Below are 24943 nucleotides of genomic sequence, written 5' to 3'. Positions count from 1 at the left end.
GATGGCCGTCCTGACCGGGTCACCGCGCACGGGCGGCGAGGATCGCACCGCGCCCGCACCTCTCGACCTCGAACAGCCGCCGTACCGCACGGGCTGCGGCCGGCCCCGCTGGGTGTCGGTGCCGCTGCGCTTCCTGGTGCCCGCGCTGATCGTCGCGGCCTGGTGGATCGGCTCCGCGACCGGCGCCGTCCCCGAGCAGATCCTCGCCGGACCGCCGAAGGTGTGGACCGCGTTCACCGAGCTGTACGAGACCGGGCAGCTGGTCGACTTCGCGTTCGCCTCGTTCACCCGGGCCGCGGCCGGCGTGTTCCTCGGCGTCGGTGTCGGACTGCTGCTCGGAATCCTCTCGGGATTGTCCGGTCTCGGTGAGGAACTCGTGGACTCCACGATGCAGATCAACCGCGCGGTGCCGTTCCTGGCGCTGGTGCCCCTGTTCATCGCCTGGTTCGGCATCGACGAGAACTTCAAGATCCTGCTGATCGCGGTCGCGACGGTCGGGCCGATGTACGCCTACACCTACCTGGGGGTGCGCAACGTCGACCGCAAGGTCGTCGAGGCGGCGCGCGGTTTCGGCCTGCGGGGACCACGGCTTGTCGCCGAGGTGATCCTGCCCGCGGCGCTCCCCGGGGTCCTGATGGCCCTGCGGATCTGCCTGTCCATCTCGATCACCGGTCTGATCGCCGCCGAGCAGGTCGGCACCCGTGAGGGCATCGGCTACCTGGTCACCCTCGCGCAGGAGTACAACCGCACCGACTACATGGTGCTGTGCGTCGTGCTCTACGCGCTGCTCGGTCTCGTCTTCGATGCCGTCGTGCGGATCCTCGAGCGGACGTCGATGCCGTGGCGTGGACAGGTGGCGGTCCGATGAGCGTGGAATCGCCTCTGCCGCCGCTGGATCCGCGGGAGCGTACCGCGACCACCGCGGACGCCCGCCGCGCCGGCGAGCCGGTCGCCGTGTCGATCACCGGACTGCACAAGGCGTTCGGGGACAAGGTCGTCCTCGACGGCGTCGACCTCGAGATCCACCGCGGCGAGTTCGTGGTCCTGCTCGGACCGTCGGGAACCGGCAAGACGACCCTGCTCCGGTTGCTGACCGGACTCGAGAAGCCGGACCGCGGAAGGGTTCTCGTGCCACGGCGCCGGACCACCGTCTACCAGGAGCCGCGCCTGATCCCGTCCAAGCGGGTCCTCGGCAACGTCGCCGTCGGGCAGCCCCGCACCGCCGACACGCGCGACCGGGCCACCCGGGCGCTCGCCGAGGTGAACCTCGACAGCAAGTCGCGGCAGTGGCCGGCGACCCTGTCCGGCGGCGAGGCGCAGCGGGTCGCGTTGGCCCGGGCACTGGTCCGCGAGCCGGAGCTGCTGCTGCTCGACGAGCCGTTCGCCGCGCTCGACGCGCTGACCCGGCTGCAGATGCAGGACCTCGTCGGCGACCTCGTCGCCCGGCACCGGCCCGCGGTGCTGCTCGTCACCCACGACGTCGACGAGGCGGTCCGGCTCGCCGACCGGGTCCTGATCCTCGACCGGGGCCGGTTCGCCGTCGACACCGACATCGACCTGGCCCGACCCCGCAACCGCACCGACCCGGCGTCCCTGCACTACCGCGCCGAGTTCCTCGCCGCCCTCGGCGTCGGCCGAAACCCGTCCACCGACCAGGAGATCTGATGACCGCTATCGACACCGCCGTCGACACCCTCTGGTACACCCGTTGCCCGGTGCCCACCGCCAGCGGTCTGGCGCTGAGCCTCGGGTGGCTGGGGGAGGCGGCCACCGCCGCCGGCGTGAACCTCGGCGTGCTGCAGGACGCCGGCGAGGACCTCGCCGGCCGGCACTTCGACCACCACCTCCTCGGACTCGTCCGGGAGGGTGGCAACGTCCCGGCGATCGCCGCCCGCGCCGACGGGTCGCCGACCCGGCTGATCGGACTGACCTGGATCGACGAGGCACAGGCGATTCTCGTCGCGCCCGACTCGCCGATCGCCGGGCCCGCCGACCTGGCCGGGGCCCGGATCGCGATCCCGGCATGGGCGCAGGACCAGGCCCGCAGCTTTCCGCGGGCGATGGCGCTGCACGGCTTCGCGCACGCGTTGCGGCTCGCCGGACTGACCCTCGCCGACACCCGTCCGGTCGAGGTCGCCGTCGAGCGGGACCCGCAGGTGCGCACCGAGATCCAGTCTCGGCGCCGCGTCCCGACCTGGGGTGTGGAGGAACTGCTCCGCGGCACCGTCGACGCGGTCTACGTCAAGGGCGCGCGTGCGCAGGAGGTGGCGCGCGAGAACGGCCTGCGTGTCGCCGTCGACCTCGATGCCACCGACGCGAAGCGGTTGCGGGTCAACAACGGCACACCGCGCCCGATCACGGTGCACGCCGACCTGCTCGAGGCCCGCCCCGACCTGGTCGTCGGGTTCCTCGCCCAGACGCTGCGCGCCGCGGACTGGGCGGCCGGGAACCTCGACCGGGTCCGGGAGGTGCTGCAGCGGGAGACCCTGTCCGGCCCGGACGGTGTCGCGGCGGCATACGGCGACGGCTTCCACCGGGACCTGCACCCGACGCTGTCGGACGAGCGGGTCGAGTTGCTCGACATCCAGAAGCGATTCCTCTACACGCACGGCTTCCTCGCCGCCGACTTCGATCTCGACGCGTGGGTGGCGCCGGAGCCGCTGCGGCAGGCCCGTGCGCTCGTGGCGGCCGGAAAGGTGGCATAGATGACCGAGTTCCTCTGGCGACTGCCGTCCCGCGGCGACGGCAGGCACGCGCGACCGGGCGCCCGCAACCGCGGCGGGTTCGCCGGACCGCCCGACCCGACGGTGGCGACCGACCTGCGACCCGGACGGTACGGCCCGTTCGACGACCTGGCCCAGGTGGTGCTCGCCGCCGAACTCTCCGGCCTCGACGGCGTCGTCGCGCCGTACGACCCGCTCGGTGAGGAGTCGTGGATCGTCGGCGGCGGGGCCCTGCGCGACACCCGGCACTCGACGGTCGTCGTCGAATTCCAGCCGGCGTTCGGCACCCCGGTGTACGCGGCGAAGATCTCCGCGACGCTGCAGCGCCTGTCGGCCGGGCGGCTGGGTTGGCGGCTGCACGTCGACACCGACGACACCGACGCCCGCGCCCGCGGCGACCGGGTGGTCGGTGTCGACCGGTACGCCCGCGCCGCCGAGTTCCTCACCGTCGCGCGTGGCGTGTGGAACGAATCCCCGGTCGCCGGAGCCGGATTCGCGGGTACCGGGTTCGAGTTCGCCGGCGAGTACTTCGACGTGATCGGCGGCGGCTTCCGCGGCATCCTGTCCGGGCTGCCGTTCCCGACCGTCTACCTGTCCGGGGACACGGACGAGGCGCTCGAGCTGTCGGCGCGGCACGGCGACGTGCACCTGTTCGCCGAGACCGCCGACGGCGTCGCCGACGCGGTTGCCGCGCTGCGCACCCGGGCCGAGACGGCCGGGCGCCGGGTGCGCGCCGGACTCGAACTGCCGGTCATCGCACGGGAAACCGAGTCCGAGGCGTGGTCGCGAGTGGAGCGCCAGTGGGCCGAGGTACACCCCGACAGTCCCGTCGCCCGCCATCTCGGGCTCGGCGGCAACCGCTGGGCCGGTTTCGGCGAACTCGGCTACGACCACCCGATCGGCCTGGTCGGCAGTTACCAGCAGGTGGCCGCGCGGATCTCCGAATACATCGACGCCGGCATCGAGTCCGTCGTCCTGGTCGGGCACCCGCACATCGAGGAGGTGCACCGCGCCGGCGAGCACCTGCTGCACCTCGTCGATCCGGCCGGACGCACCCTCGCCGAGCAGCCGCAGGAGGCAACCGCATGAGCATCGACATCTACTGGCGCATCGGCATGGAAGGCGATCACGCGTCGCTGCGGACCCCGCGCCGCTACAACCGCGGCAACGCGGGCGGCTACGGTCCCGGCAACATCGCCCCCGCGATCCGCGGCGGCGAGCTCGACGGCTACAGCTACATCGACCACGCCGCCGCGGTCGCGAAGGCGTCCGAATCCGCCGGATTCCTCGGTGGGCTGCTGCCGTCGTTCCCGGTCACCGAGGACCCGTGGGCGATCGCCTCGGCCCTCGCCCGCGAGACCACCACCTACCGGTTCATGGTCGCGTTCCAGCCCGGTTTCCTGCACCCCGTGCAGGCGGCGCGGATGTCGGCGAGCCTGCAGCGTGCGACCGGGGGACGGCTCGTCTACAACATCATCAGCGGCGGCGGCGGGCCGGCGCAGCTCTGGTGGGGCGACAAGGTCGCGCACGACGACCGGTACGCCCGCACCAGCGAGTTCCTCGACGTGCTGCGCGGGGTGTGGGACGGTGCCCCGCTGGACCACGACGGCAGGTTCTTCCGCACGGAGGGCGCCGCGCTGCCACCGGGTCTGGCCGGGCAACCGTTCCCGGAGGTGTACTTCTCCGGCTCGTCGGGCGCCGCGGTGAACGCGGCGGGCCGGCACGCCGACTACTACCTGTCCTGGCTCGAGCCGTACGCCGACCTGCGGGCCAAGTTCGACGGCGTCCGCGCGCACGCCGAGAAGCTGGGGCGCACACCGAAGTTCGCGGTCCGCATCGACATCGTCGCCCGGCACACCGAGGAGGCGGCGTGGGCGGAGATCGAGAAGGGCTGGGCGTTCGTGGACCGCGACGCCGCGAACCGCGCCGCCCAGGGTGACTCGGTGGGCGCCGCGCGGATCGCCGGCTGGGTCCCCGAGACCATCACCGGCTACCGCGACCTGGAGGTCCAACCGAACGTCTGGTGCGGCTTCAGTCTGATCCGCGGCGGGCCGGCGTTCGGGCTCGTCGGCAGCTACGAGCAGGTCGCGGAGCGTCTCGACGAACTCGTCGACCTCGGCGTCGACGCGTTCATCCTCGCCGGCAACCCGCACCTCGAGGAGGCGTACCGGGTCGGCGAGGAGGTCCTGCCGCTGCTCGGACGCACCACACCCGCACACCGTTCCGCCGCCCTCGCCACCCACACCGTCTAGAAGGGAAAACCCATGACCACCACCGAACCCCGCATCACCGACACCGTCGCCGCGTTCGTCGACGCCACCGCCCGCGACGCCCAGAAGGCGTTCCGGGTCTTCCGCGAGACCGGGACCGTCTCCGCCAACGGCACCGTCAACTTCGTCGAGCGGGTGCCCGGCGAGGAGATCGCCGTCGCGCTCAACGAGCCCGGACCGTGGGCCGACGACCCGAGCGCCCGGCCGGTCGTCGCCACGTTCGACGGGGAGGTGCTCGCCGGCGACGGGGCCGCCGGCTTCGTCACCGCCTACGCCGACCTGTTCCGCAAGCACCCGGAGATCACGTCGGTGGTGCACGTGCACACCCCGTGGCTCGGCGGCTTCGCGCAGACCCACCGGCCGTTGCCGATCCGGTACGCCGCGTCGCAGCGGCTGACGCTGTCGCGGTCGATCCCGCCGCACATCGACCGCAGCATCGGTGCCGGTGAATTCATCCTGCAGGAGCTGCAGCGCGACCCCGACCTCGTCGCGATCTTCGAGGCCAACGGCGGCGTGAACGTCATCGGCCGTGACGGCCTGCTCGAGCTCGCGAAGTTCGTGGTGCTGCTCGAGGAGGGCGCCCGGTACCAGGCGATCGGCGAATCCGTCGGCGGGACCGTCGAATTCGATCCGACCAACCTCGTCGCCCAGTGGGGCCGCGGCGGCCTGCTGGAGCGGGCCCGCGAACGCGGCCTGGTGTAGCCGCGTCGCCGCACCGGCGCGCGCACGGAGCGCCGAACTCCGTGCGCGCGCCGCTACGGCGCTCCCGCGGCTCGTCGACCTAGGCTCGGGCGCGTGACCCGTCCCGCGATCGACCTCGACTACCCGGTCCTCGACTGCCCGGATCCCGCTGCACTGGCCGGTTTCTATCGCGACGTCCTCGGCTGGGAGATCGTCCTGGTCGAGGACGACTGGGCGGTGCTCCAGGGTCCGGGCGCGCTCCGGCTGGCCTTTCAGCTCGCTCCCGACTTCACCCCGGTCCGGTGGCCCGCGGACGGCGTGAAGGTGCATCTCGACTTCCTCGTCGACGACCTGGACGCGTCGCAGCGCTGGGTGGTGGCCCAGGGCGCGCACCTGGTCGAGGGCGGCGAGACTCATCCGACCTTCCGCGTGTTCCGGGACCCGGTCGGGCACCACTTCTGTCTCTGCATTCGCAACTGAACGAACGATAGTACGGGAGCTCCCGCTAGGATTGCGCCCGGTAGCGGCACGTGCCCGAACGTGCCGGCGAATGCGCAGTCGACGAGGCGGTCATCAGATGAAGAAGTACGTTCCCACCTGGCACGACGACGAGGTGCGGGCGCTGTCCGAGCTCGCGGTCGGCTTCTTCGAGCGCGAGGTCGTCGCGCACAACGAGAAGTGGGACGCGCAGCACCGCATCGACCGCGACGTGTGGCTCGAGGCAGGCAAGCTGGGGCTGCTGTGCTGCTCGATCCCCGAGGAGTACGGCGGCGGTGGCGGTACCTTCGCCCACGACCTGGCGGTGTTCGACGCGCAGGGCTATGCGGGGGATCTGGCGTTCGGCATCGCGGTGCACAGCGGGATCGTCCCGCACTACATCCTCGAGTACGGCACCGAGGAACAGAAGCAGGCGTGGCTGCCCGGCATGGCGACCGGTGAGATCATCGGCGCGATCGGAATGACCGAGCCCGGGGCCGGCTCGGACCTCAAGGCGATCAAGACCACCGCCGTCCGGGACGGCGACGAGTACGTCGTCAACGGATCGAAGACGTTCATCACCAACGGTTCCTCCGCCGACGTCATCGTGATGGCCGTCAAGACCGACCCGAAGGCCGGCGCCAAGGGGGTCTCGATGCTGATCGTCGACCTGCGCGATCAGCCCGGCTTCGCGGTCGGACGGGTCCTGGACAAGGTCGGGCAGCAGGCCGCGGACACGTCCGAGCTGTCGTTCACCGACGTGCGTGTCCCGGTGTCGAACCTGCTCGGGGAGACCGAGGGGCAGGGCTTCGGTCAGCTGATGGCGCAGCTGGTGCAGGAGCGGCTGATCATCGGCGCCCAGGCATCGGGCGCGATGCGTCGTGCCGTCGAGGAGACCGTCGCCTACACCAAGAACCGGGAGGCGTTCGGGCACAGCCTGTTCGAGTTCCAGAACACCGCCTTCGAACTCGCCGAATGCCAGACCGTCGCCCGCACCTGCGAGGTGTTCCTCGACCACTGCATCCAGTCGCACCTGCGGGGCGAGCTCGACGCCGCCGAGGCGGCGATGGTCAAGTACTGGCTGACCGACAAGCAGTGCGAGGTCGTCGACCGGTGCGTGCAGCTGCACGGCGGCTACGGCTACATGCGCGAGTACATGATCGCGCGGATGTACCAGGACGCGCGGGTGCAGCGGATCTACGCCGGCGCCAACGAGGTGATGAAGGGGATCATCGCGAGGGCGCTCTAGTCCCGGAGTCGGCGGTCCTCCGCGGGCCTGGCAGCATCGGGTCATGAGCGATGTGAAGTACGCGGAGGACCTGACCGTCGGCGAGCTGATCGAACTCGGCTCGCACACCGTCACCGAGTCCGAGCTGGTCGAGTTCGCGGGCCGGTGGGATCCGCAGGACTTCCACGTCGACAGGGCGGCCGCCGAACAGGGCTGGTTCGGCGGACTCATCGCGAGTGGTGTGCACTCGATGGCGGTGCTGCAACGCCTTTCGGTACTCGGCGTCTACCGGCACCTGAGCGTGATCGGCGGCCGCGGCCTGCGCGACGTCCGGTTCCGGCGGCCGGTGCGACCGGGCGACACCCTGACCGGGACGATGCGGATCGACGAGGTGGTCCTCGACGACCGCGGCCGCGGGCTGGTGACCTCCACCGGGCAGCTCCTCGGCTCCGACGGCGCCGTGGTGTTCAGCGTCGTCACCGAGGCCTACGTGCGCCGCAGGCCGACGCCCGACGCGTCCTGACCGGGCCCGGACGCCCTCACGCCCCCGCGGGCAGGGAGGTGAAGTCCGGTTCGCGGCCCTCGGCGAACGCGGTGAGGGCCTCGACGTTCGCGGGTCCGCCCATCAGCTCGCGGAAGCAGCCGTTCTCCCGCTCCCGTGCGGCCGCGATCTCCGCGCGCAGCGGCGCGGTCATCGTCGCCTTCACCGCCATCAGGCTCGAGATCGGCTTGGCGGCCAGGGTTTCCGCGTGCCGGCGGGCCACGTCCATCAGTTCGTCGGGTGCGCAGACCTGGAACACCAGTCCCATGTCCTTCGCCTGGTCGGCGTGGATCCACTCCGAACTCATCAGCATCCAAGCCGCGTTCTGGCGGCCGATCAGCGCCGGCAGCAGGTAGCTCGACGCCGCCTCCGGCGCGACACCCAGGCCGGTGAACGGGCACTTCAGCTTCGCTTCCGTGGACATGAACGCCAGGTCCGCGAAGCCGAGGATCGTCGCACCGATCCCCAGCCCGAGACCGTTGACCGCGCACACCAGCGGCTTCGGGAACTCGGCGAGGGCGTCGATCAGCCCGAGGAAGCCGTGCTTGCCGGGCTGGAAGTTCGGATCGCTTGTGCGGGCGTGCATCTCGCGAAGGTCGGTGCCGGCGCTGAACGCGCGCCCGTTGCCGGTGATCAGCACCACCGCGACCGACGGATCGTCCGCGGCGGCCCGCAGCGCCTCGGTGGTCGCGTCGTACAACTCCTCGTTGAAGGCGTTGAGCGCGTCGGGACGGTCGAGGGTCAGGGTCCGGACGCGGGCGCGGTCGTCGACGAGGATGCTCATGAGCAGCACCCTAGAACGTGTTACAGGAACTTGGGAAGGGCTCGGGGTCCGCGGCCCGACGGCCGCGGACCCCGAGCCCTTCCGTGCCGCTACGCCGTGGCGGCGGGTTCGCGCAGCTCGCGCTTGAGCAGCTTGCCGCTCTGGTTCCGCGGCAGGGCCTCGACGAACCGAATCTGCTTCGGCACCTTGAACGGGGCGATGCGCTCCTTGACGTGCCCGATCAGGTCGTCGGCGCTGGCGTCCTGTCCGTCCCGCAGCACCACGACCGCCGTGATCGCCTCGATCCACTTCTCGTCGGGCGTTCCGATGACCGCGACCTCCGCGACCGCGGGATGGGTGTAGAGCGCGTCCTCGACCTCCCGGGACGCGACCAGGATGCCGCCGGTGTTGATGACGTCCTTGATCCGGTCGACGACCGTGACGAATCCCTCGGCGTCGCGGGTCACCAGGTCGCCGGAGTGGAACCAGCCGTCGCGGAACGCCTCCGCCGTCGCGTCGGGGTTCTCCCAGTAGCCCTGGCACAGCTGCGGGGACCGGTAGAGGATCTCACCGGACTCGCCGTCCGCGACCTCGTTGCCCTCGGCGTCGACGACCCGGGTCTCGACGAAGAACACCGCGCGGCCGCACGACGACGGCCGGTCCGCGTGCTCCTCGGGACGCAGCACGCAGGCGAGCGGTCCGATCTCCGACTGTCCGAAGCAGTTGTAGAACCCGAGATCCGGGTAGCGTTCGCGCAGCCGGTTCAGCACCGTCACCGGCATGATCGACGCGCCGTACTGCGCCTTGCGCAGCGACGACAGGTCGCGGGTCTCGAGGTCGGGGTGATTGGCGAGCGGCACCCACACCGTCGGCGCGAGGAACAGCGACCCGATCCGATCCGACTCGATGCGCCGCAGGATCTCCGGGATGTCCGGGGCCGCCATCAGGTTCACGCTGGCGCCCACCGACAGGTACGGCAGCATGAACACGTGCATGCCCGCCGAGTGGTACAGCGGCATCGCGATCAGCGGGTTGTCGTCGGCGGTCAGGTCCAGCGCGATCACCGAGGAGACGTACTCGTGCACGAGCGCCGCGTGGGTCATCATGGCGCCCTTGGGCTTCGACGTGGTGCCGGAGGTGTACAGCAGCTGCACCAGGTCGGTACCGGCCGCCCGCGACGCCGCATTCTCGACGGCGCCCTCGCTCGCGATGTCGAGCAGTGAACCGTCGGCGTCCCGCAGCGGCAGCACGTGCTCGACGGCAGGCAGGTCGCCGCGGACCGAGTCGAGGGTGCCGGCCAGCGCCGGGTCGACGAGCACCGCACGCGCCCCCGACTGGGAGACCAGGTAGGTCAGCTCCTGGCCCTTGAGGGCGTAGTTGACCGGCACGTGGACCAGACCGGCCCGCGCGCAGGCGAGGAACCCGATCACGTAGGCGTCGGAGTTGGTGCCGTAGGCCGCGACCCGGTCGCCGGGCTCGAGACCCAGGCCGGCGAGGTGTCCCGCCGCGCGGGTCACCGCGTCGTCGAGCTCGCGATAGCTGCGGACGCGACCGTCGAACGTCAGCGCGGTGCGGTCGGGGAACTTGGCCGCCGAGCGTCGCACGACGCCGTCGACAGTGTTGGTACGCGGATCCATGGCCGTCAGATTATGGGATGTCCAACTAAATGGGAAGGGTTTCGTGCGCACGAATCCGTGCGCACGAGAACCGGTGTCGGGGCGGCGGGCTACCGGCGCGCGAACCGAGCCGGTTCGCTGCCCGGAACCCGAACCACCTGGTCCCGCGCCACCAGGTGCCGCAGGTGTGCCGCGGCCTCCGAGACCGCCATGCCGCGCGCCATCGGTGAGAACGCCTCCCACCCGCGGTACCACTTCATCCGCTCGGCCACCTGCCACACGGTGATCTCGTCGTCGCCGAACGCCTCGTAGAGATGGTCGAGGCGTTCCTCGTGGTGCTCGATCAGCTCCTTCGCCCGACCCGGGAGGTCGGTGATCGGCAGCCCGTGCGCGCCGAGTCCGCGGGTGATGCCCATCGACTGCACCCGGCGCAGCGAGTCCAGGAACTCGGCGAGCGCGTCCCGCTCCTCGAGCGGATAGACGAAGTTCCCGACGTGCGGGGTGGTCTTCTGCAGCACGTGGTCGCCGGTGAACATCACGTCGGCGTCCTCGAGGTGGAAGCAGGCGTGGCCGGGGGTGTGGCCGGGGGTGAACGCGACCCGCAGATCCCGTCCGGCGAGCGGGATCACCTGACCGTCGACGAGCGTGCGGTCGGGCGCGGACTCGGGGCCTGCGGGGGCCTTGCCGAGCGCCGCCGAGGCGAACGCCTCGCGGTCCTCCTGCGAGGCACCCGCGCGCGCCATGTTCTCCATCTGGTCGGCCACCCAGGCCTCGTCGTGGCTCGACGACATCAGCCGGAACATCTCGTGGTCGGCCTCGTGCATCGCGATCCACGCCCCGGAGGCCTCCCGCACCCGACCGCACAGGCCGGTGTGGTCCGGGTGGAAGTGGGTGAGCACGACCCCCTCGACCTCGGACATCGAGTGTCCGATCGACTCGAGCCCGCTGGTCAGGCCGTCCCAGCCCTCGTCGCCGTCCCAGCCGGCGTCGACGAGGATCACGCCACCGGGGGACTCCATCGCATAGATCAGCGTGCTGCCCAGCGGGTTGTGGGTCATCGGAACCGTGATCTGGAAGATGCCATCGCCGATGGCCAACGCGTCGGACATGTGACTACCTCGCAACTAGTGAAGAATGATTCGCCTCTTTCCAGTCATCATTACCGGATGCACCGATGGTCGGTCTACAGCAGGGTCCCGTGCACCGAGATTCCGCGACCGGTGAAGGTGCCGTGTCGGGGCCGTCGGGGCGGGATCAGTGCTGCTTCTGCTCGACCACCCAGGCGGCGATCTGCGCGCGCGAAGTGAACCCGAGCTTGGTGAGAATCCGCTCGACGTGTCCCTCCGCGGTCCGACGCGAGATGACGAGTTTCTCGGCGATCCCGCCGTTGGTCAGCCCCTCGGCGACGAGCGCGGCGACCTGCCGTTCGCGTCGGGTCAGGGCGACCTCCGCGGTCTTGGCGGGCCCCGGTGGGGTCGCCTCGGTCGCCTCGGCCAGCGCGTACGAGATCGCCTTCCTGAAGCTCATCGACAGGCCCTTCTGGTAGGCCGTGTCGAACGCCTTCGCCCCGAGCGTCCGCCGGACCCGGCCCTCGACCTCCGCGTGGTGGGCTCGCATGGTGGGCAGCGCCATCTGCGGCATGCGTCCGGCCTGCCGCATCGCCTGCGCGGCGCCGAAGAGCACCGCGCACCGGGCGGCGTCGCCGTCGGCGGCCGCGATCCAGGCCAGGCACTCCAGGCCGGGGGCGGAGCCGAACGAGTCGCCGGCGGTCCGGAGCAGCGTCAGCGCCTGCCTGGTCAGCAGGGCCGCGCGTGGACGGTCGGTCGTCCAGACCGCCACCCCCTGGTTCCGCAGGGACAGCGCGCGGAAGACGATCTCGCCGCGGGCCTCGGTGATGCGCAGGATCTCGTCGAGGCACTCGGCGGCCCGCTCGATGTGCCCGGCCAGCCCGTGCGCGAGTTCGGCGCCGACCAGGGTGATCACGACGAGCAGCGTCTCGTCGGGTGGGCACAGCTCGAGTGCACGGTCGAGATACCGCGCCGACTCCGACACGTCGCGGTACATCGCACGGTTGCCGGCCGCGTAGAGCACCAGCACGTCGGTGACCGTGTCGTCGATCTCCGTGGCCGCCGCGCGGGCCTGCTCGAGCAGCGAGTCGGCCCGGTCGGCCCGGGCCTGGAGGCCGATCAGGATGATGCCGAGGGACACCGCCCGCACCCACTCCGCGCCGCGGGGGAGGTCCGGGACCGCGAGCACCCGCTCGACCCAGTGCGCGCCCTCGTCGACGCGGCCGGTGGCGATCCAGAACGGGTACAGCGCCGCCGACAGGCGCAGCCCGGCGACCGCCTCGCCGGGCTCGGCCGTGCAGGTGTCCAGCGCTTCGCGCAGGTTCTGCTGGTCCAGACGGAGGTGGTTGATCAGGTCCAGTTGCCGCGGACCGATGAAGTCCGCCTCCGCGCGCAGCGCGAGGCGCAGATACCAGTCCCGGTGGCGCAGCCGGATCCGCGAGTGCTCGCCGCTCTCCTCGAGCTTCTCGAGGCCGTACTCGCGCAAGGTCTCGAGGAGGCGGTACCGGCCGGCGGCCGCCGCCTCCTCCCGGATCAGGATCGACTTCTCCACCAGAGACGCGACCAGGTCGAGCAGCGATCCCGGTGACACGTCCTCGCCACAGACCTGTTCGACCGCGGACAGTTCGAAGGTGCCTGCGAACACCGACAGGCGGCCCCACAGCTGCTGTTCGTCCGGCGAGCACAGCTCGTAACTCCAGTCGATGCACAGGCGCAGCGTCTGCTGCCGGGACGGCGCGATCCGGCTGCCGCGGTTCAGGAGCGTGAACCGATCGGTCAGGCGCTGCAGGATCTGATCGGGCGACATCGCCGGCAGCCTCGCCGCCGCCAGCTCGATCGGTAGTGGCAACCCCTCGAGTCGCTGACAGATCCCGACCACCGCGGCCATGTTCTCCTCGGTCACCGCGAACCCCGGCAGCACCGCCGCGCCGCGTTCCGCGAACAGGGTGACGGCGTCGAAACTGGGCAGTCCGCCGAGGGTGAGATCACGGTCGGGGCTCGGGACGCTGAGCGACGGAACCCGCAGCGCGGCTTCGCCGCCGATGCCGAGCGGCTCCCGGCTGGTGGCGAGGATCCGCAACTCGGGGCACCGTCGCAGCAGCGGCGCGACCAGGGCGGCGGCCGCGTCGATCACGTGCTCGCAGTTGTCGAGGACGAGCAGCAGTTGGCGGGACTCCAGGTAGTCCGCCAGGACGACGTCGGCGGGTTCCGACGAATACGAGCGGATCCCGAGCGTGGTGGCCACGACGCCGGCGAGAAGTGATTCGTCCTGCAGCTCACCCAACTCGACCAGCCACGCGCCGTCCCGGAACGCTCGCTGGGCCCGGGTCGCGATCCGCAGCGCGAGGCGGGTCTTCCCGACACCCCCCATCCCGGTGAGCGTCAGCAGCCGCGATGTGGAGAGCAGTTCCTTCGCGTCGCTCAGTTCACTGCGGCGGTTGATGAAACTGGTCAGCTCCGCGGGGAGATTGCCGCGGGTCCCGGCGGTGGAGGTGCCCGTGTCCGGCGACCGGTCCCGTACCGGTTCGCGGGCGTCCCGCTTGGATCGGGCCCGGGTCCGCAGGGCCATCTCGTCGACCGGAAAGCCGTGCCGGAACTGGATTTCGCGAAGCTGCTCACCGAGCTGCGCGGCGGAGCGACGGTCGTTCGGATCGATCGACATCGCGCTTTCGATCGCGGCCGCGACGTCGTCCGGGAGATCCAGTTCGCGCAGGTTCGGGATGGGTTCGCTGGTGATGCGCAGGAACTGGGCGACGACCTGCTCGCCGCTGCGGCGGGCGAACGCCGCATGGCCGGTGAGCGCGCAGAACAGTGTCGCTCCGATGCCGTAGACGTCGGCGGCCGGGCTGGGTGGGTCGCCCTTGAGGACCTCGGGTGCGGTGAACGCCGGGGTCGCGGTGAACGCGCCGATCGCGGTCTCGAATCCGCCGGAGATGTGCGCGATGCCGAAGTCGGTCAGCGCGGGCTCGCCGTAGTCGGTCAACAGGACGTTCGCGGGCTTGATGTCCCGGTGCAGGATCCCGAGCCGGTGCGCCGACTCGACCGCCCCGGCCAGTCGCACCCCGAGCTGCAGGGTCTGGTCGACGGGCAGCGGGCCGTGGTCACGGATCCGCTGGTCGAGGGAACCCTGCTCGCAGTAGGGCATCACGAGATAGGGGAGGTCGTTGTCGGTGGTGCCGACCTGCAGGACGTTGACGATGTTGGGGTGCCCGGTCAGCCGGCCCATCGCGCGTTGCTCCCGGAAGAAGCGCTCGCGGTTCTGTTCGTCGAGATCGGCGGTCAACACCTTCACGGCGACGGTGCGGTCGAGGGTGGTCTGGACGCAGCGGTAGACGACGCCGAACCCGCCGCGGCCGATCTCTTCGGCATCGGTGAACCCCGCGGCACCCAGTTCCGCGGCCACCGACACGGCAGGCCCGCGTTGCGTCACGAGGGGGTCGACGTCGGTCACCGACCGCACCGATCAGCTGCAACCTCGACGGGCACCGCTCTCACCTCACCGGCAGATCCTCGGGGCTCCCGGCCGCCCGAACTCCGGGTCGGCTCGGCTCCGATATTCTATACTGCCACCCGCTGGAGACGCCGACCACCGAACTGTCCGAACACGGTTGCGCCGCAAACAATACCGACCGGATGGTCTGCGTGGCCACGTGTAGGCGCTGCCCGTCGCGCCGGGTTCGACGCGGGCCCCGGCACCCCGAGGCGAGCGGGATGGCTGCCGGTGCCGCGGTCGCCGGCCGGGCGCGCCCGTGAGGCCGTCTCGGTCCCGGGCATCGGTGGCCGAACAGACTCCGACGCAACCGCTTTCGGGCGCGACGCGCCGTGCCGGGCGGATCGTCCGCCGACGGGCGGTGCCCGCGTGTGAGATTCGGATGCGGGTCCACCTGCCGGCATTCGTTCCGGGCTTTCGGTGGCGCGCCACCGCATGGCATGTCACGGCCCTTCGGTGTCGAATCGTGGCAGTCGAGTGGCCCTCGTGGAATTGTTCGAAGATGTGGCGGACGCATTTCCCAGGGTCGCCCTCGTCGAGCGGCGACGACAACGTCGGCGGCGCGGGCCCAGGCCTGTCGACGCTCGTTCGGCCGGCATATGCGCAGGTGGACGAATGGTTTTCGTCGGTATTGTTTCGATTGATCGAAATGAGTCCACTTGTTCTGGGGTGAAGTGAACGAGACCCTTCCTTGTCGAACTGTCCGTTCGGTTTCGAGGGGTCGGGAGGGCGATCTCGGCCCGGTGTGCGCCGCTCAGTGAGGTGTCGGGCGCCTGTGGTAAGCCTGACTCGACCGGCACACCGACCGATGGGGGATCCGTGCTGACACTGCACCGCGCCGAGCGGTCGGACACGCTCGCCGACGCCCTCGCACGCACCCTCGCCACACCGCTCGCGGACCCGTTCGCTCGGGAGGTCGTCGCGGTCCCGGCCAAAGGGGTTGAACGCTGGCTGACGCAACGGCTTTCGGGTGTCCTCGGGGCCACGCCGGACGCGGCCGACGGGGTGGCCGCGAACATCGACTTCCCGCCCCCGACCCGTCTGGTCGACGAGGCGCTCGCCGCGGTGACCGGTACCACCGCCGACGCCGACCCCTGGTATCCCGCCCGGGTGCTGTGGACGTTGCTCGACGTGATCGACGACAGCCTCGGCGAGCCGTGGGCGGCGGTGCTCGCGCGGCACCTCGGTCGCGACGACCCGGCCGGGCACCGCGTCGGTCGCCGCTACGGCACCGCCGCGCACCTGGCCGAGCTGTTCCGCAGCTACGGCGACCAGCGGCCCGCGATGCTGGTGGACTGGGCGTCCGGACGCGACACCGACGGCGCCGGCGCGGACCTGCCCCCGGACCTGACCTGGCAGGCCCGGTTGTGGCGCCGCCTGCGCGACCGTCTCGCCGCCCCGAGTCCCGCCGAACGCCTCGAGCCGGCCTGCGCGTCGCTCCGTGCGCGCCCCGAGCTCGTGGACCTGCCCGACCGCGTCTCCGTGTTCGGGCCCACCCGGCTGACCACCGCACAGGTGCGGGTCCTCGACGCACTGGCCGCCAATCGTGCTGTGCACCTGTGGGTTCCGCACCCCAGTCCGGCGATGTTCGACGCGCTCGCCGGACGGGCGGTCCCGGCCACCCGCGCCGCCGACGACAGCGGCCTGTCGGTGACACATCCGCTGCTGGCGAGCCTCGGCCGCGACGTGCGCGAACTGCAGACCCGCCTGCACGCCGACGGCGTCGCGCACGTGCACCACCCGGGGGCGCCGCGCCCGGACACCCTGCTCGGCGCGCTGCAGGCCGACATCGCGGCGGACCGGCCGCCGACCCGCCGCACAGCGGACACCTCCGTCCAGATCCACGCGTGCCACGGGCCGGCCCGGCAGGTCGAGGTGCTGCGGGAGTCGTTGCTGCACCTGTTCACCGAACTGGGCGACCTCGAACCCCGCGACGTCCTGATCATGTGCCCCGACGTCGAGACCTACGCGCCGCTGATCCGCGCGGCGTTCGGGCAGGACGGCATCGGGCACCCGGGCCACGGGCTGCGCGTGCGGCTCGCGGATCGTGCACTGCACCAGACCAACCCGGTGCTCGGGGTCGTCGCCGCGCTGCTCGACCTCGCGGACGGCCGGGTCACCGTGAGCCAGGTTCTCGACCTCGCCGCCGCCGAACCGGTGCGCCGGCGCTTCGGGTTCTCCGACGACGACCTCGAACGGCTGCGGGAGTGGGCCACCAGCGCCGGTGCCCGCTGGGCGCTCGGCCCGCGGCAACGCCGATCCTTCGGTCTCGACGGATACGAGCAGAACACGCTCAGGTCGGCGCTCGACCGCATCCTGCTCGGTGCCGCCGCCGACGACGCCGACGGCCGGTGGCTGGGTCTCGCGCTGCCGCTGGGCGGGGTGGACAGCAACGACATCGACCTCACCGGTCGGCTCGCCGAGTACGTCGACCGGCTCGACAAGGCCCTCTACGGGCTGGCCGGCCCGCAGCCGACGGGCGCCTGGGCGGCCGCGCTCGCGCTGTCGCTGGACCTGCTGGTCGACGTGCGTGAACGCGACGCCTGGCAGCTCGGGCAGGCGCAGCGCGAACTCGCCGCCGCGGTCGAACACGGCGCCGCGGAACTGCGGTTGGCGGACGTGCGTGCGATGCTCGCGTCCCGGCTCGCGGGCCGCCCGACCCGCGCGAACTTCCGGACCGGCGAGCTGACGGTGTGCACGATGGTGCCGATGCGGTCGGTGCCGCACCGGGTGGTCGCGCTGCTCGGCCTCGACGACGAGGCCTTCCCCCGCAGTCCCGGCGTCGACGGCGACAACGTGCTCGCACGCAACCCGCTTCCGGGGGAACGGGATCCGCGCAGCGAGGACCGGCAGCTGCTGCTCGACGCGATCGGCGCGGCGGGGGAGCGGCTGCTGCTGTTCCACACCGGTCGGGACCCGGTCAGCGGTGCGCCCCGGCCGCCCGCGATCCCGCTCAGCGAACTGCGGGACGTGCTGGACGCGATGGACCGGGGATCCGGCGCGGTGGTCACCGTGCATCCGTTGCAGCCGTTCGACGCCCGCAATTTCCGCCGCGACGCGCCGTTCAGCTTCGACACCGCGGCCCTGGCCGGGGCCCGCGCGGCGCAGCACCCCACGCCGCCCGACCCGGGCATCCTGCCCGCGCCGTTGCCGCCGCACCCGCCGGCGGACGTGGACCTCGCCGACCTGATCGCGTTCGTCGTCCACCCCACCCAGGGGTTCCTCCGGCAGCGGCTCGGGGTGCGGCTGCCCGAACTCGACGAGGAAATCGCCGACGCCCTCGACCTCGAACTCGACGCGCTCGCGACGTGGTCGATCGGCGACCGGATGCTGTCGGCGGTCCTCGCCGACGGCCGTGACTTCGCCGCCGCCGTCGCCGATTTCCGGGCCGCCGAGTGGCGCCGCGGCACGCTGCCACCGGCCGCGCTCGGACACCGGGCGCTCGGCGCCGTCGAGGAGACGGTGCGGGTGCTCGCCTCCGCGGGCCGCCGGCCCGACCGGCCCGACACCATCGACGTCGACATCGACCTCGGGGACGGTCGCCGGCTGACCGGCAGCGTCGACGGCGTGCACGGCGACACCCTCGTGCGCACCACCTACTCGAAGCTGGGGCCGAAGCACCGGCTCACCGCGTGGGTGCAGCTGCTCGCGCTGGCGGCGGCGGCGCCGGATCGGCCGTGGCGGGCCGAGACGATCGGCCGGGGGATGTCGCGGCGGCCGAGCGCGCGGCGGTCGATCCTCCTCGCTCCCGCCGACGCCCGCGAGCGGCTCGCGGAGCTGATCGCGCTGCGGGAGCGGGGGTTGCGGGCCCCGATGCCGATGGTCACCGGCGCCAGCGCCGCGTACGCGCAACTGCGGCAGGGCGGCGCATCGGTGGAGATGGCACTCGAGTCCGCGGGCCGGGAGTGGGGCGGGTCCTTCGGCGACGCCGCCGACCGGCACGTGAGCTACGTGTACGGTCCGGAATCGGCGCTGTCGGTGCTCACCGGCGACCCCGCCGACGGCGACGAACGCACCCGGTTCGGCGCCCTGGCCCGCGCGGTGTGGGAGCCGTTGCTGGCCGCCGAGACCCAGGAGACCCTGTGATCGACACCGACACCCGCGCTCTCGTCGACCCCGCCCGGGCCCCGTTCGACCTGCTCGGCGACCTGCCCGCCGGCACGACGGTGCTCGAGGCCAGCGCCGGCACCGGCAAGACGTACGCGATCGTCGGTCTCGCGGTCCGGTACGTCGCCGAACGGGGAGCCGACCCCGAGCGGCTGCTGCTGGTCACGTTCAGCCGCGCGGCGACCAAGGAACTGCGCGAACGCACCCGGGAACGGTTCGCCGCCGTCGCCGCCGGGCTCGCCGACCCGGCGTCCGGCACCGACGACCTCGTCGCGTTCCTCGCCGCCGCGGACCCGGAGATCGTGTCGCTGCGCCGACGCCGGCTGCTGCAGGCGCTGTCGAATTTCGACGCCGCCACCATCGCCACCACCCACAGCTTCTGCCAGCGGATGCTGGACAGCATCGGCATTGCCGGCGAGCGCGACCCCGACACCGAGCTCGTCGAGGAGGCCACCGACCTGATCGCCGAGACGATCTCGGACCTCTACCTGAACCGGTTCGGGCGACTGCCGGAGCCGTCCCTGACGCCGGAGCAGGCGCGAAAGGCCGCGCGGGCGGCCATCTTCGACCCGCAGGCCGTCCTGGCGCCGCAGGACGCCGACGGCACCGCCGCCGGTGACGCGGTCGCGTTCGCACAGGCCGTGCGGGACGAGGTGCGTCGACGCAAGCGGGCCGCCGGTATTCGGGACTTCGACGACCTGCCCGCCCTGCTGCACGGCGTGCTGACCGACCCGGACCACGGCGACGACGCGCGACGTCGTGTGCGGGACCGGTACGAGGTCGTGCTCGTCGACGAGTTCCAGGACACCGATCCGCTGCAGTGGGGCATCCTGCGCGCCGCGTTCCACGGCCACGCCACCCTGATCCTCGTCGGCGACCCGAAGCAGGCGATCTACGCGTTCCGCGGCGCCGAGGTGTTCGCGTACCTGGACGCGGTCACCGAGGCGCGCACCCTCGAACTGACGACGAACTGGCGCAGCGACGGGCCCCTGCTCGACGCGCTCGCGCACGTGCAGGGCGGGGCGTCGCTCGGCCACCGCGACATCGTGGTGCACCCGGTGTCGGCCGCCAAGACCGGCTCGCGGGTCGCCGGGATCGCGCCGATCCGGCTGCGGCACCTGACCCGCGCCGGCGCCGGACCGTTGGGCAAGAACGGTTTTCCGTTCGTCCCGGCGTTGCGGTCCCGGGTCGCGGACGACGTCGCCGCGGACATCGTGCGTCTCGTCGACGGCGGCGCGACGATCGACCTCGGCGCCGACGACCCGCTCGGTGCCGGACCGCGGCCGGTCGCGCCCGGCGACCTCGCGGTCCTCGTGCGCACCAACAAGCAGATCACCCTGGTCCACGACGCCCTCGACCGCGCCGGCATCCCCGCCGTGACGGTCGGCGGGCTGAGCGTGTTCGTCACCCCCGCCGCGCGGGACTGGCTGTCGGTGCTGCAGGCGCTCGAACAGCCGCACCGCGCGGACCGGGTGCGGCTCGCCGCGCTGACCCCGCTGCTGGGCCGCACCGCCACCGACCTCGACGCCGGCGGCGACGAGCTGGTCGCGCAGATCGGTGGCGGGATGCGGGATCTCGCCCGGGTGTTCCAGGCGGCCGGGGTCGCGGCGATGGTCGAGCGGCTCGCCGCGTGGAGCCGTCTCGAGGAGCGGCTGCTCGGCCGGGTCGGCGGCGAGCGCCGGTTGACGGACCTGCGGCACATCGCGCAGCTGCTCAACGAGGCCGCGGTCGGGGAGGGGCTCGGGCTGACCGCGCTGACCCGCTGGCTGACCGACCGGATGCGCGACCCCACGTCCGGGACGCTCGACCGCAGCCGTCGCCTCGACTCCGACGCCGCCGCGGTGCAGATCGCGACCGTGCACGCCACCAAGGGGCTCGAGTACCCGATCGTGTACGTGCCGTACGGGTGGGACGCGGCGAAGAACCCGACACCGGACAAGCTGCTGCTGCACGACGACGAGCACACCCGCATCCTCGACGTCGGCGGCCCCGACGGACCCGGATACGCCGAGCGGCGCAAGCGGCACACCGCCGAGGAGGCCGGCGAGGAACTGCGGCTGCTGTACGTCGCGCTGACGCGCGCGAAGTGCGCACTCGTGCTGTGGTGGGCGCCGTCCGCGTCGACGGCGGCCGCGCCGCTGCACCGCCTGCTGCTGGCCCGGCGCCCCGGCGCCGCGGACGTGCCGCCCGGTCTGGCGGTGCCGCCGGATCCCGAAGTGGCCCAGCTGTTCTCGCAGTGGGCCGCGGGGGTCGACGGCATCGAGGTCGAGCCGGTCGGGCCCGGGCCGATCACCGTCGGCACGTGGGAGGCCCCGCACGAGACGGTGGCGGACCTGGCCGCGGCCCGCTTCGACCGCGACCTCGACGGGGACTGGCGCCGCACCTCCTACACCGCGCTCACGGCCGCCGCGCACGCGCTTCCCCCGGTCGCCGGCGAGGCCGAGGAACCCGAACTCGACGACGAGCCCGAGGAACCGCCGCTGACCGCGGTCGGTGCGGCCACCGACGGCGGGCACCTGCCCTCCCCGATGAACGGCCTGCCCGCAGGCGCCGCCTTCGGCACCCTGGTGCACGCGGTGCTCGAGTACGTCGACACCGGTGCCGACGACCTCGCCGCCGAGGTCCGCAGGCACTGCCGCGAGGAGGTCGCGGCGGGATTCTCCGGCGTCGACGCGGACGCGCTCGCGGCGTCGCTGCTGCCGGTGCTCCACACCCCGCTGGCCGGCGGCGAGCACACCCTCGCGTCGATCGCGCCGGCGGACCGGCTGCCGGAACTCGACTTCGAACTCCCGCTCGCAGGCGGGGACGCCGCCGCCGACCGGGTGACCCTCGACGCCGCGGTCGCGCTGCTGCGCAGGCACCTGCCCGCCGACGACGTCCTCGCCCCGTACGCGGACCTGCTCGCCGCGCTCGGGCCGGCCCCGCTGCGCGGCTACCTGACCGGCAGCATCGACGCGGTGCTGCGGCTGCCCGGCCCGCGTTTCGTGGTCGTCGACTACAAGACGAACCGGCTCGCGCCCGGCGACCTGAGCACCGCCCAGTTCACCCGCGAGGCGATGGCGGCGGAGATGATGCGCTCCCACTACCCGCTGCAGGCGCTGCTGTATTCCGTTGCCCTGCACCGCTATCTGCGGTGGCGGCTGCCCGGCTACGACCCGTCGACCCACCTCGGCGGCGTCCAGTACCTGTTCGTGCGCGGCATGGCCGGGCCCGACAGCCCGGCCGGGTCCGGCGTCTTCGACTGGCATCCGCCCGCCGCGCTGGTCACCGACCTGTCCGACCTGCTGGCCGGCCGGCACACCGAGGAGGCGCGATGACCGAGGCGCGGGTGGCCCAGCGCGGCAAGGGCGTGGTGCGCGCGTTCAACGAGGCCGGCGTGCTCGGCGTCGCGGACGTGCACGTCGCGCTGCGGCTCGCGCAGCTGGCGGGCGAGCAGTCCGAGCACGCGGTGCTGGCGACGGCGCTGGCGGTGCGGGCCGTCCGATCCGGATCGGTGTGCCTCGAGCTGGGCGGCATTCGCGACATCGGCGTCGACGTGACGGTCGCCGAGGACGGCACCGAGGTCGACCTCGACGCGCTGCCCTGGCCGGAGCCGGACGCCCTCCTCGGCGCGCTGCGGGTCAGCCCGCTGGTCGTCGGGGGCGAGGCGGGGCCGCTGCGTCCGCTGCGGCTGGTCGACACCACCGCGGGCCCGCTGCTGTACCTGGAGAAGTACCACCGCCAGGAGGAGACGGTCCGCCGCGTGCTCGACGCCCGCGCCGGCGACCATCCGGACGTCGACCCGGACGCGCTGCGGGCCGGGCTCGCCGACCTGTTCCCGGGGCCGGCGCCGGACCGGCAGCGGGTGGCGGTCGCGGTCGCGGCGGGCCACCGGACGTCGGTGATCGCGGGGGGTCCCGGCACCGGCAAGACGCACACGGTCGCGCGGGTGCTGGCGATGCTGCTGCGCCTGCACGGCGCCGGACTGCGGATCGGGTTGGCCGCGCCGACCGGGAAGGCGGCCGCGCGGCTGCAGGAGTCGGTGCGGGCGCAGGACGCGGCGCTGGGGCTGCCGGACACGCTGACCGCGGCGACGCTGCACCGGCTGCTCGGGTGGGGGCACAACGGGCCGAAATACCATGCCGGGAACCATCTGCCGTACGACGTGATCGTCGTCGACGAGACGTCGATGGTGTCGCTGACGATGATGTGCCGGCTGCTCGAGGCGCTGCGCCCGCAGACCCGGCTGATCCTGGTCGGAGACCCGAACCAGCTGGCGTCGGTCGACGCGGGCGCGGTGCTCGCCGACCTCGTGGACCGCCCCGCCACCGGAACCCGCACCCCGGTCGTCGAACAGGCCGTCGGCGCCGACCTGGACGCCGCCGGCTGGAGCGCGGCCGAGCGGGACCGGGTGCGCGGCGGCATCGTTCGGCTCACCCGCGGCTGGCGGTTCGACGAGGAGATCGGCGCGCTCGCCGACGCGGTCCGCGACGAGCAGCCCGACCGGGTGCTCGAGCTGCTCCGTGCTGGCGCGGACCGGATCGAGTTCCTCGCCCCCGACGACCTGGACGCGCTGCGGCATCAGGTGGTCGAGACCGCCGCCGAGGTGACCGCCGCCGCGGAGGCCGGTGACGTCGCGGCGGCGCTCGAGCTGGCGGAGCGGCACCGGCTGCTGTGCGCGCACCGCGACGGCCCGGCCGGCGTGTCCTGGTGGGAGCGGGCGTCGCTGGAGTGGATCGGCGCCGCCACTGGGCGGCGCCACGACCCCGACGCCTGGTATCCGGGCCGGCCGCTGCTGGTGACCGCCAACGACTACGACGCGCGAATCTACAACGGCGACACCGGTGTCGTGGTGCGCCGGGGCGACGGCGAACTGGTCGCCGCGTTCGGCCGCGGCAGCGAGCCGCTGCTGCTGCACCCGAGCCGGCTGTCGTCGGTGCAGTCCGTGTACGCGATGACGATCCACCGCAGCCAGGGCAGTCAGTACGGCACCGTGTCCGTGATCCTGCCCGACGAACGCTCCTCGCTGCTGACCCGGGAACTGCTGTACACGGCCATCACCCGGGCCAAGGACCGGGTGCGGATCATCGGCACCGAGGCCGCCGTGCGGGAGGGCGTTCGGCGGCGGGTGCTGCGGGCGAGCGGGCTGCAGGCGCGCGCCAACCCGGTGGGCGAGGACGGATGACGGTGACGTCCGGTGATTTCGACCTGACCCTGGACGAGTTGCGCGTGGTGGCCCGCTACGCGGCGGAGGCGGCCGAGGACGTCCTGCCCGTGTTCGAGGACGCCCACCCCGGCGATCCACGGCCGCGGGCCGCCGTCGACGCCGCCTGGGAGTTCGTCCACGGTGCGCGGCGAACCCGGCTGCAGCGCGTGACGTCGGTGGATGCGCACCGCGCGGCCCGGGAGGCGTCGACCGACGCCGCGCGTCTCGCCGCGCAGGCCGCGGGGGATGCGGCGGCGGCCGCGTACCTGCACCCGATCGCGAAGGCGCATCAGGTCGGTCACATCCTGCGGGCCGCCGCGAACGCGGCACGGATCGCCGAGATCACCGCCGGCGACGACCCGGCCGCCGCGGACGAGGCGCTCGAGCGGGCACGTCGGCGCGCGTCACCGGTCCTGGTCGACGTGCTCGGTCGCTACCCGCTCGCGCCGACCGGCCGCAGTCGGGTGGCGCATCTGATGTCGGCCCTCGACGCGTCCCTGCGCGAGACCGGCTGACCGCGTTCTCCACCGGCTCGGGAACCTCGCGTGAACCGTTGGCGTGGTGGGCACATCGAACCGGGTGCACTTCTGGCGGGGAGTCGCCGGTTGCGCCGTCCCGGCGGTCCGTACGTGTTGGGTGACGCGACCGACGCGGATGTCGATGTGGCGTTGCGGATTGAAACCCGACGGGCGGTACATGTGGGGCGTCGGGTGACCGTCGCCGGGTGATGACAGGGCAGGGCCGCCACGGCGCCGGGGTGCGGCGTCGTGGCGGCCCTGTTCGTGTGGTCGCCCC

At 72.6% G+C, this 24943-nt stretch carries 17 protein-coding genes; 13 read left to right on the top strand and 4 right to left on the bottom strand.

From position 1 onward, the window contains the following. Position 1 precedes the first annotated feature (1 nt). The 9 genes from ABD951_RS12645 (at position 2) to ABD951_RS12605 (ending at position 7902) form a co-directional block, all read left to right on the top strand. Positions 2-868, top strand: coding sequence for an ABC transporter permease (locus tag ABD951_RS12645; RefSeq protein ID WP_345345256.1), 867 nt, complete (start codon positions 2-4; stop codon positions 866-868). Further along, on the top strand, positions 865-1665 hold the full coding sequence (locus ABD951_RS12640) for an ABC transporter ATP-binding protein (RefSeq protein WP_345345254.1): 801 nt from the start codon (positions 865-867) through the stop codon (positions 1663-1665). The genes ABD951_RS12645 and ABD951_RS12640 overlap by 4 nt, the downstream gene beginning before the upstream one ends. Then, complete coding sequence (locus ABD951_RS12635; protein WP_345345252.1) at positions 1665-2705, top strand: ABC transporter substrate-binding protein; 1041 nt, start codon at positions 1665-1667, stop codon at positions 2703-2705. The genes ABD951_RS12640 and ABD951_RS12635 overlap by 1 nt, the downstream gene beginning before the upstream one ends. Then, the gene (locus tag ABD951_RS12630) at positions 2706-3812 is read left to right on the top strand and encodes an LLM class flavin-dependent oxidoreductase (RefSeq protein ID WP_345345250.1); all 1107 of its coding nucleotides are present in this window, start codon (positions 2706-2708) and stop codon (positions 3810-3812) included. After that, positions 3809-4975 carry an LLM class flavin-dependent oxidoreductase gene (locus tag ABD951_RS12625; RefSeq protein ID WP_345345247.1) on the top strand — a complete coding sequence of 389 codons (1167 nt, stop codon included), beginning with the start codon at positions 3809-3811 and terminating at the stop codon, positions 4973-4975. The genes ABD951_RS12630 and ABD951_RS12625 overlap by 4 nt, the downstream gene beginning before the upstream one ends. 12 nt (positions 4976-4987) lie before the next feature. Further along, positions 4988-5695 carry a class II aldolase/adducin family protein gene (locus ABD951_RS12620; protein WP_345345245.1) on the top strand — a complete coding sequence of 236 codons (708 nt, stop codon included), beginning with the start codon at positions 4988-4990 and terminating at the stop codon, positions 5693-5695. 93 nt (positions 5696-5788) lie between these two features. Beyond that, positions 5789-6154, top strand: a complete 366-nt coding sequence (locus ABD951_RS12615; protein ID WP_345345243.1) for a VOC family protein — start codon at positions 5789-5791, stop codon at positions 6152-6154. A 97-nt stretch (positions 6155-6251) separates the two neighbouring features. Then, positions 6252-7400 (top strand): acyl-CoA dehydrogenase family protein, encoded by a 1149-nt coding sequence (locus tag ABD951_RS12610; RefSeq protein ID WP_345345241.1) that lies wholly within the window; start codon positions 6252-6254, stop codon positions 7398-7400. A gap of 43 nt (positions 7401-7443) precedes the next feature. After that, positions 7444-7902 (top strand): MaoC/PaaZ C-terminal domain-containing protein, encoded by a 459-nt coding sequence (locus ABD951_RS12605; RefSeq protein ID WP_345345239.1) that lies wholly within the window; start codon positions 7444-7446, stop codon positions 7900-7902. Positions 7903-7918: 16 nt separating this feature from the next. Here the strand turns inward: ABD951_RS12605 and ABD951_RS12600 are convergent, their stop codons facing one another. The 4 genes from ABD951_RS12600 to ABD951_RS12585 all read right to left on the bottom strand — a co-directional run bounded on the left by ABD951_RS12600 (position 7919) and on the right by ABD951_RS12585 (position 14817). After that, complete coding sequence (locus tag ABD951_RS12600; RefSeq protein WP_345345237.1) at positions 7919-8704, bottom strand: enoyl-CoA hydratase/isomerase family protein; 786 nt, start codon at positions 8702-8704, stop codon at positions 7919-7921. Positions 8705-8793: 89 nt separating this feature from the next. Then, positions 8794-10320: an acyl-CoA synthetase gene (locus tag ABD951_RS12595; RefSeq protein ID WP_345345235.1), complete on the bottom strand. Its 1527-nt coding sequence runs from the start codon at positions 10318-10320 to the stop codon at positions 8794-8796. 89 nt (positions 10321-10409) lie between these two features. Then, complete coding sequence (locus ABD951_RS12590; RefSeq protein ID WP_345345233.1) at positions 10410-11408, bottom strand: MBL fold metallo-hydrolase; 999 nt, start codon at positions 11406-11408, stop codon at positions 10410-10412. A gap of 145 nt (positions 11409-11553) precedes the next feature. Continuing rightward, a complete protein-coding gene (locus tag ABD951_RS12585) occupies positions 11554-14817 on the bottom strand; it encodes a protein kinase domain-containing protein (protein ID WP_345345231.1) in 3264 nt (1087 codons plus the stop codon). Positions 14818-15675: 858 nt separating this feature from the next. Between ABD951_RS12585 and recC the strand changes: the two genes are divergently transcribed. From recC to ABD951_RS12565, 4 genes are read left to right on the top strand one after another with little or no spacing between them, the layout of a single operon-like run. Beyond that, the gene (gene recC, locus ABD951_RS12580; RefSeq protein ID WP_345345229.1) at positions 15676-18942 is read left to right on the top strand and encodes an exodeoxyribonuclease V subunit gamma; all 3267 of its coding nucleotides are present in this window, start codon (positions 15676-15678) and stop codon (positions 18940-18942) included. Then, positions 18939-22280 (top strand): UvrD-helicase domain-containing protein, encoded by a 3342-nt coding sequence (locus ABD951_RS12575; RefSeq protein ID WP_345345227.1) that lies wholly within the window; start codon positions 18939-18941, stop codon positions 22278-22280. The genes recC and ABD951_RS12575 overlap by 4 nt, the downstream gene beginning before the upstream one ends. Next, on the top strand, positions 22277-24127 hold the full coding sequence (recD, locus tag ABD951_RS12570; protein ID WP_345345225.1) for an exodeoxyribonuclease V subunit alpha: 1851 nt from the start codon (positions 22277-22279) through the stop codon (positions 24125-24127). Before ABD951_RS12575 ends, recD begins: the two co-directional genes overlap by 4 nt. After that, entirely contained in the window at positions 24124-24663 is a 540-nt protein-coding gene (locus ABD951_RS12565; RefSeq protein ID WP_345345223.1) for a putative immunity protein, read from the top strand. Before recD ends, ABD951_RS12565 begins: the two co-directional genes overlap by 4 nt. Positions 24664-24943: the final 280 nt, after the last annotated feature.

It is taken from the genome of Rhodococcus olei (assembly GCF_039540555.1).
Taxonomy (GTDB): domain Bacteria; phylum Actinomycetota; class Actinomycetes; order Mycobacteriales; family Mycobacteriaceae; genus Rhodococcus_G; species Rhodococcus_G olei.
This window is presented reverse-complemented; position numbering and strand designations above follow the sequence as displayed.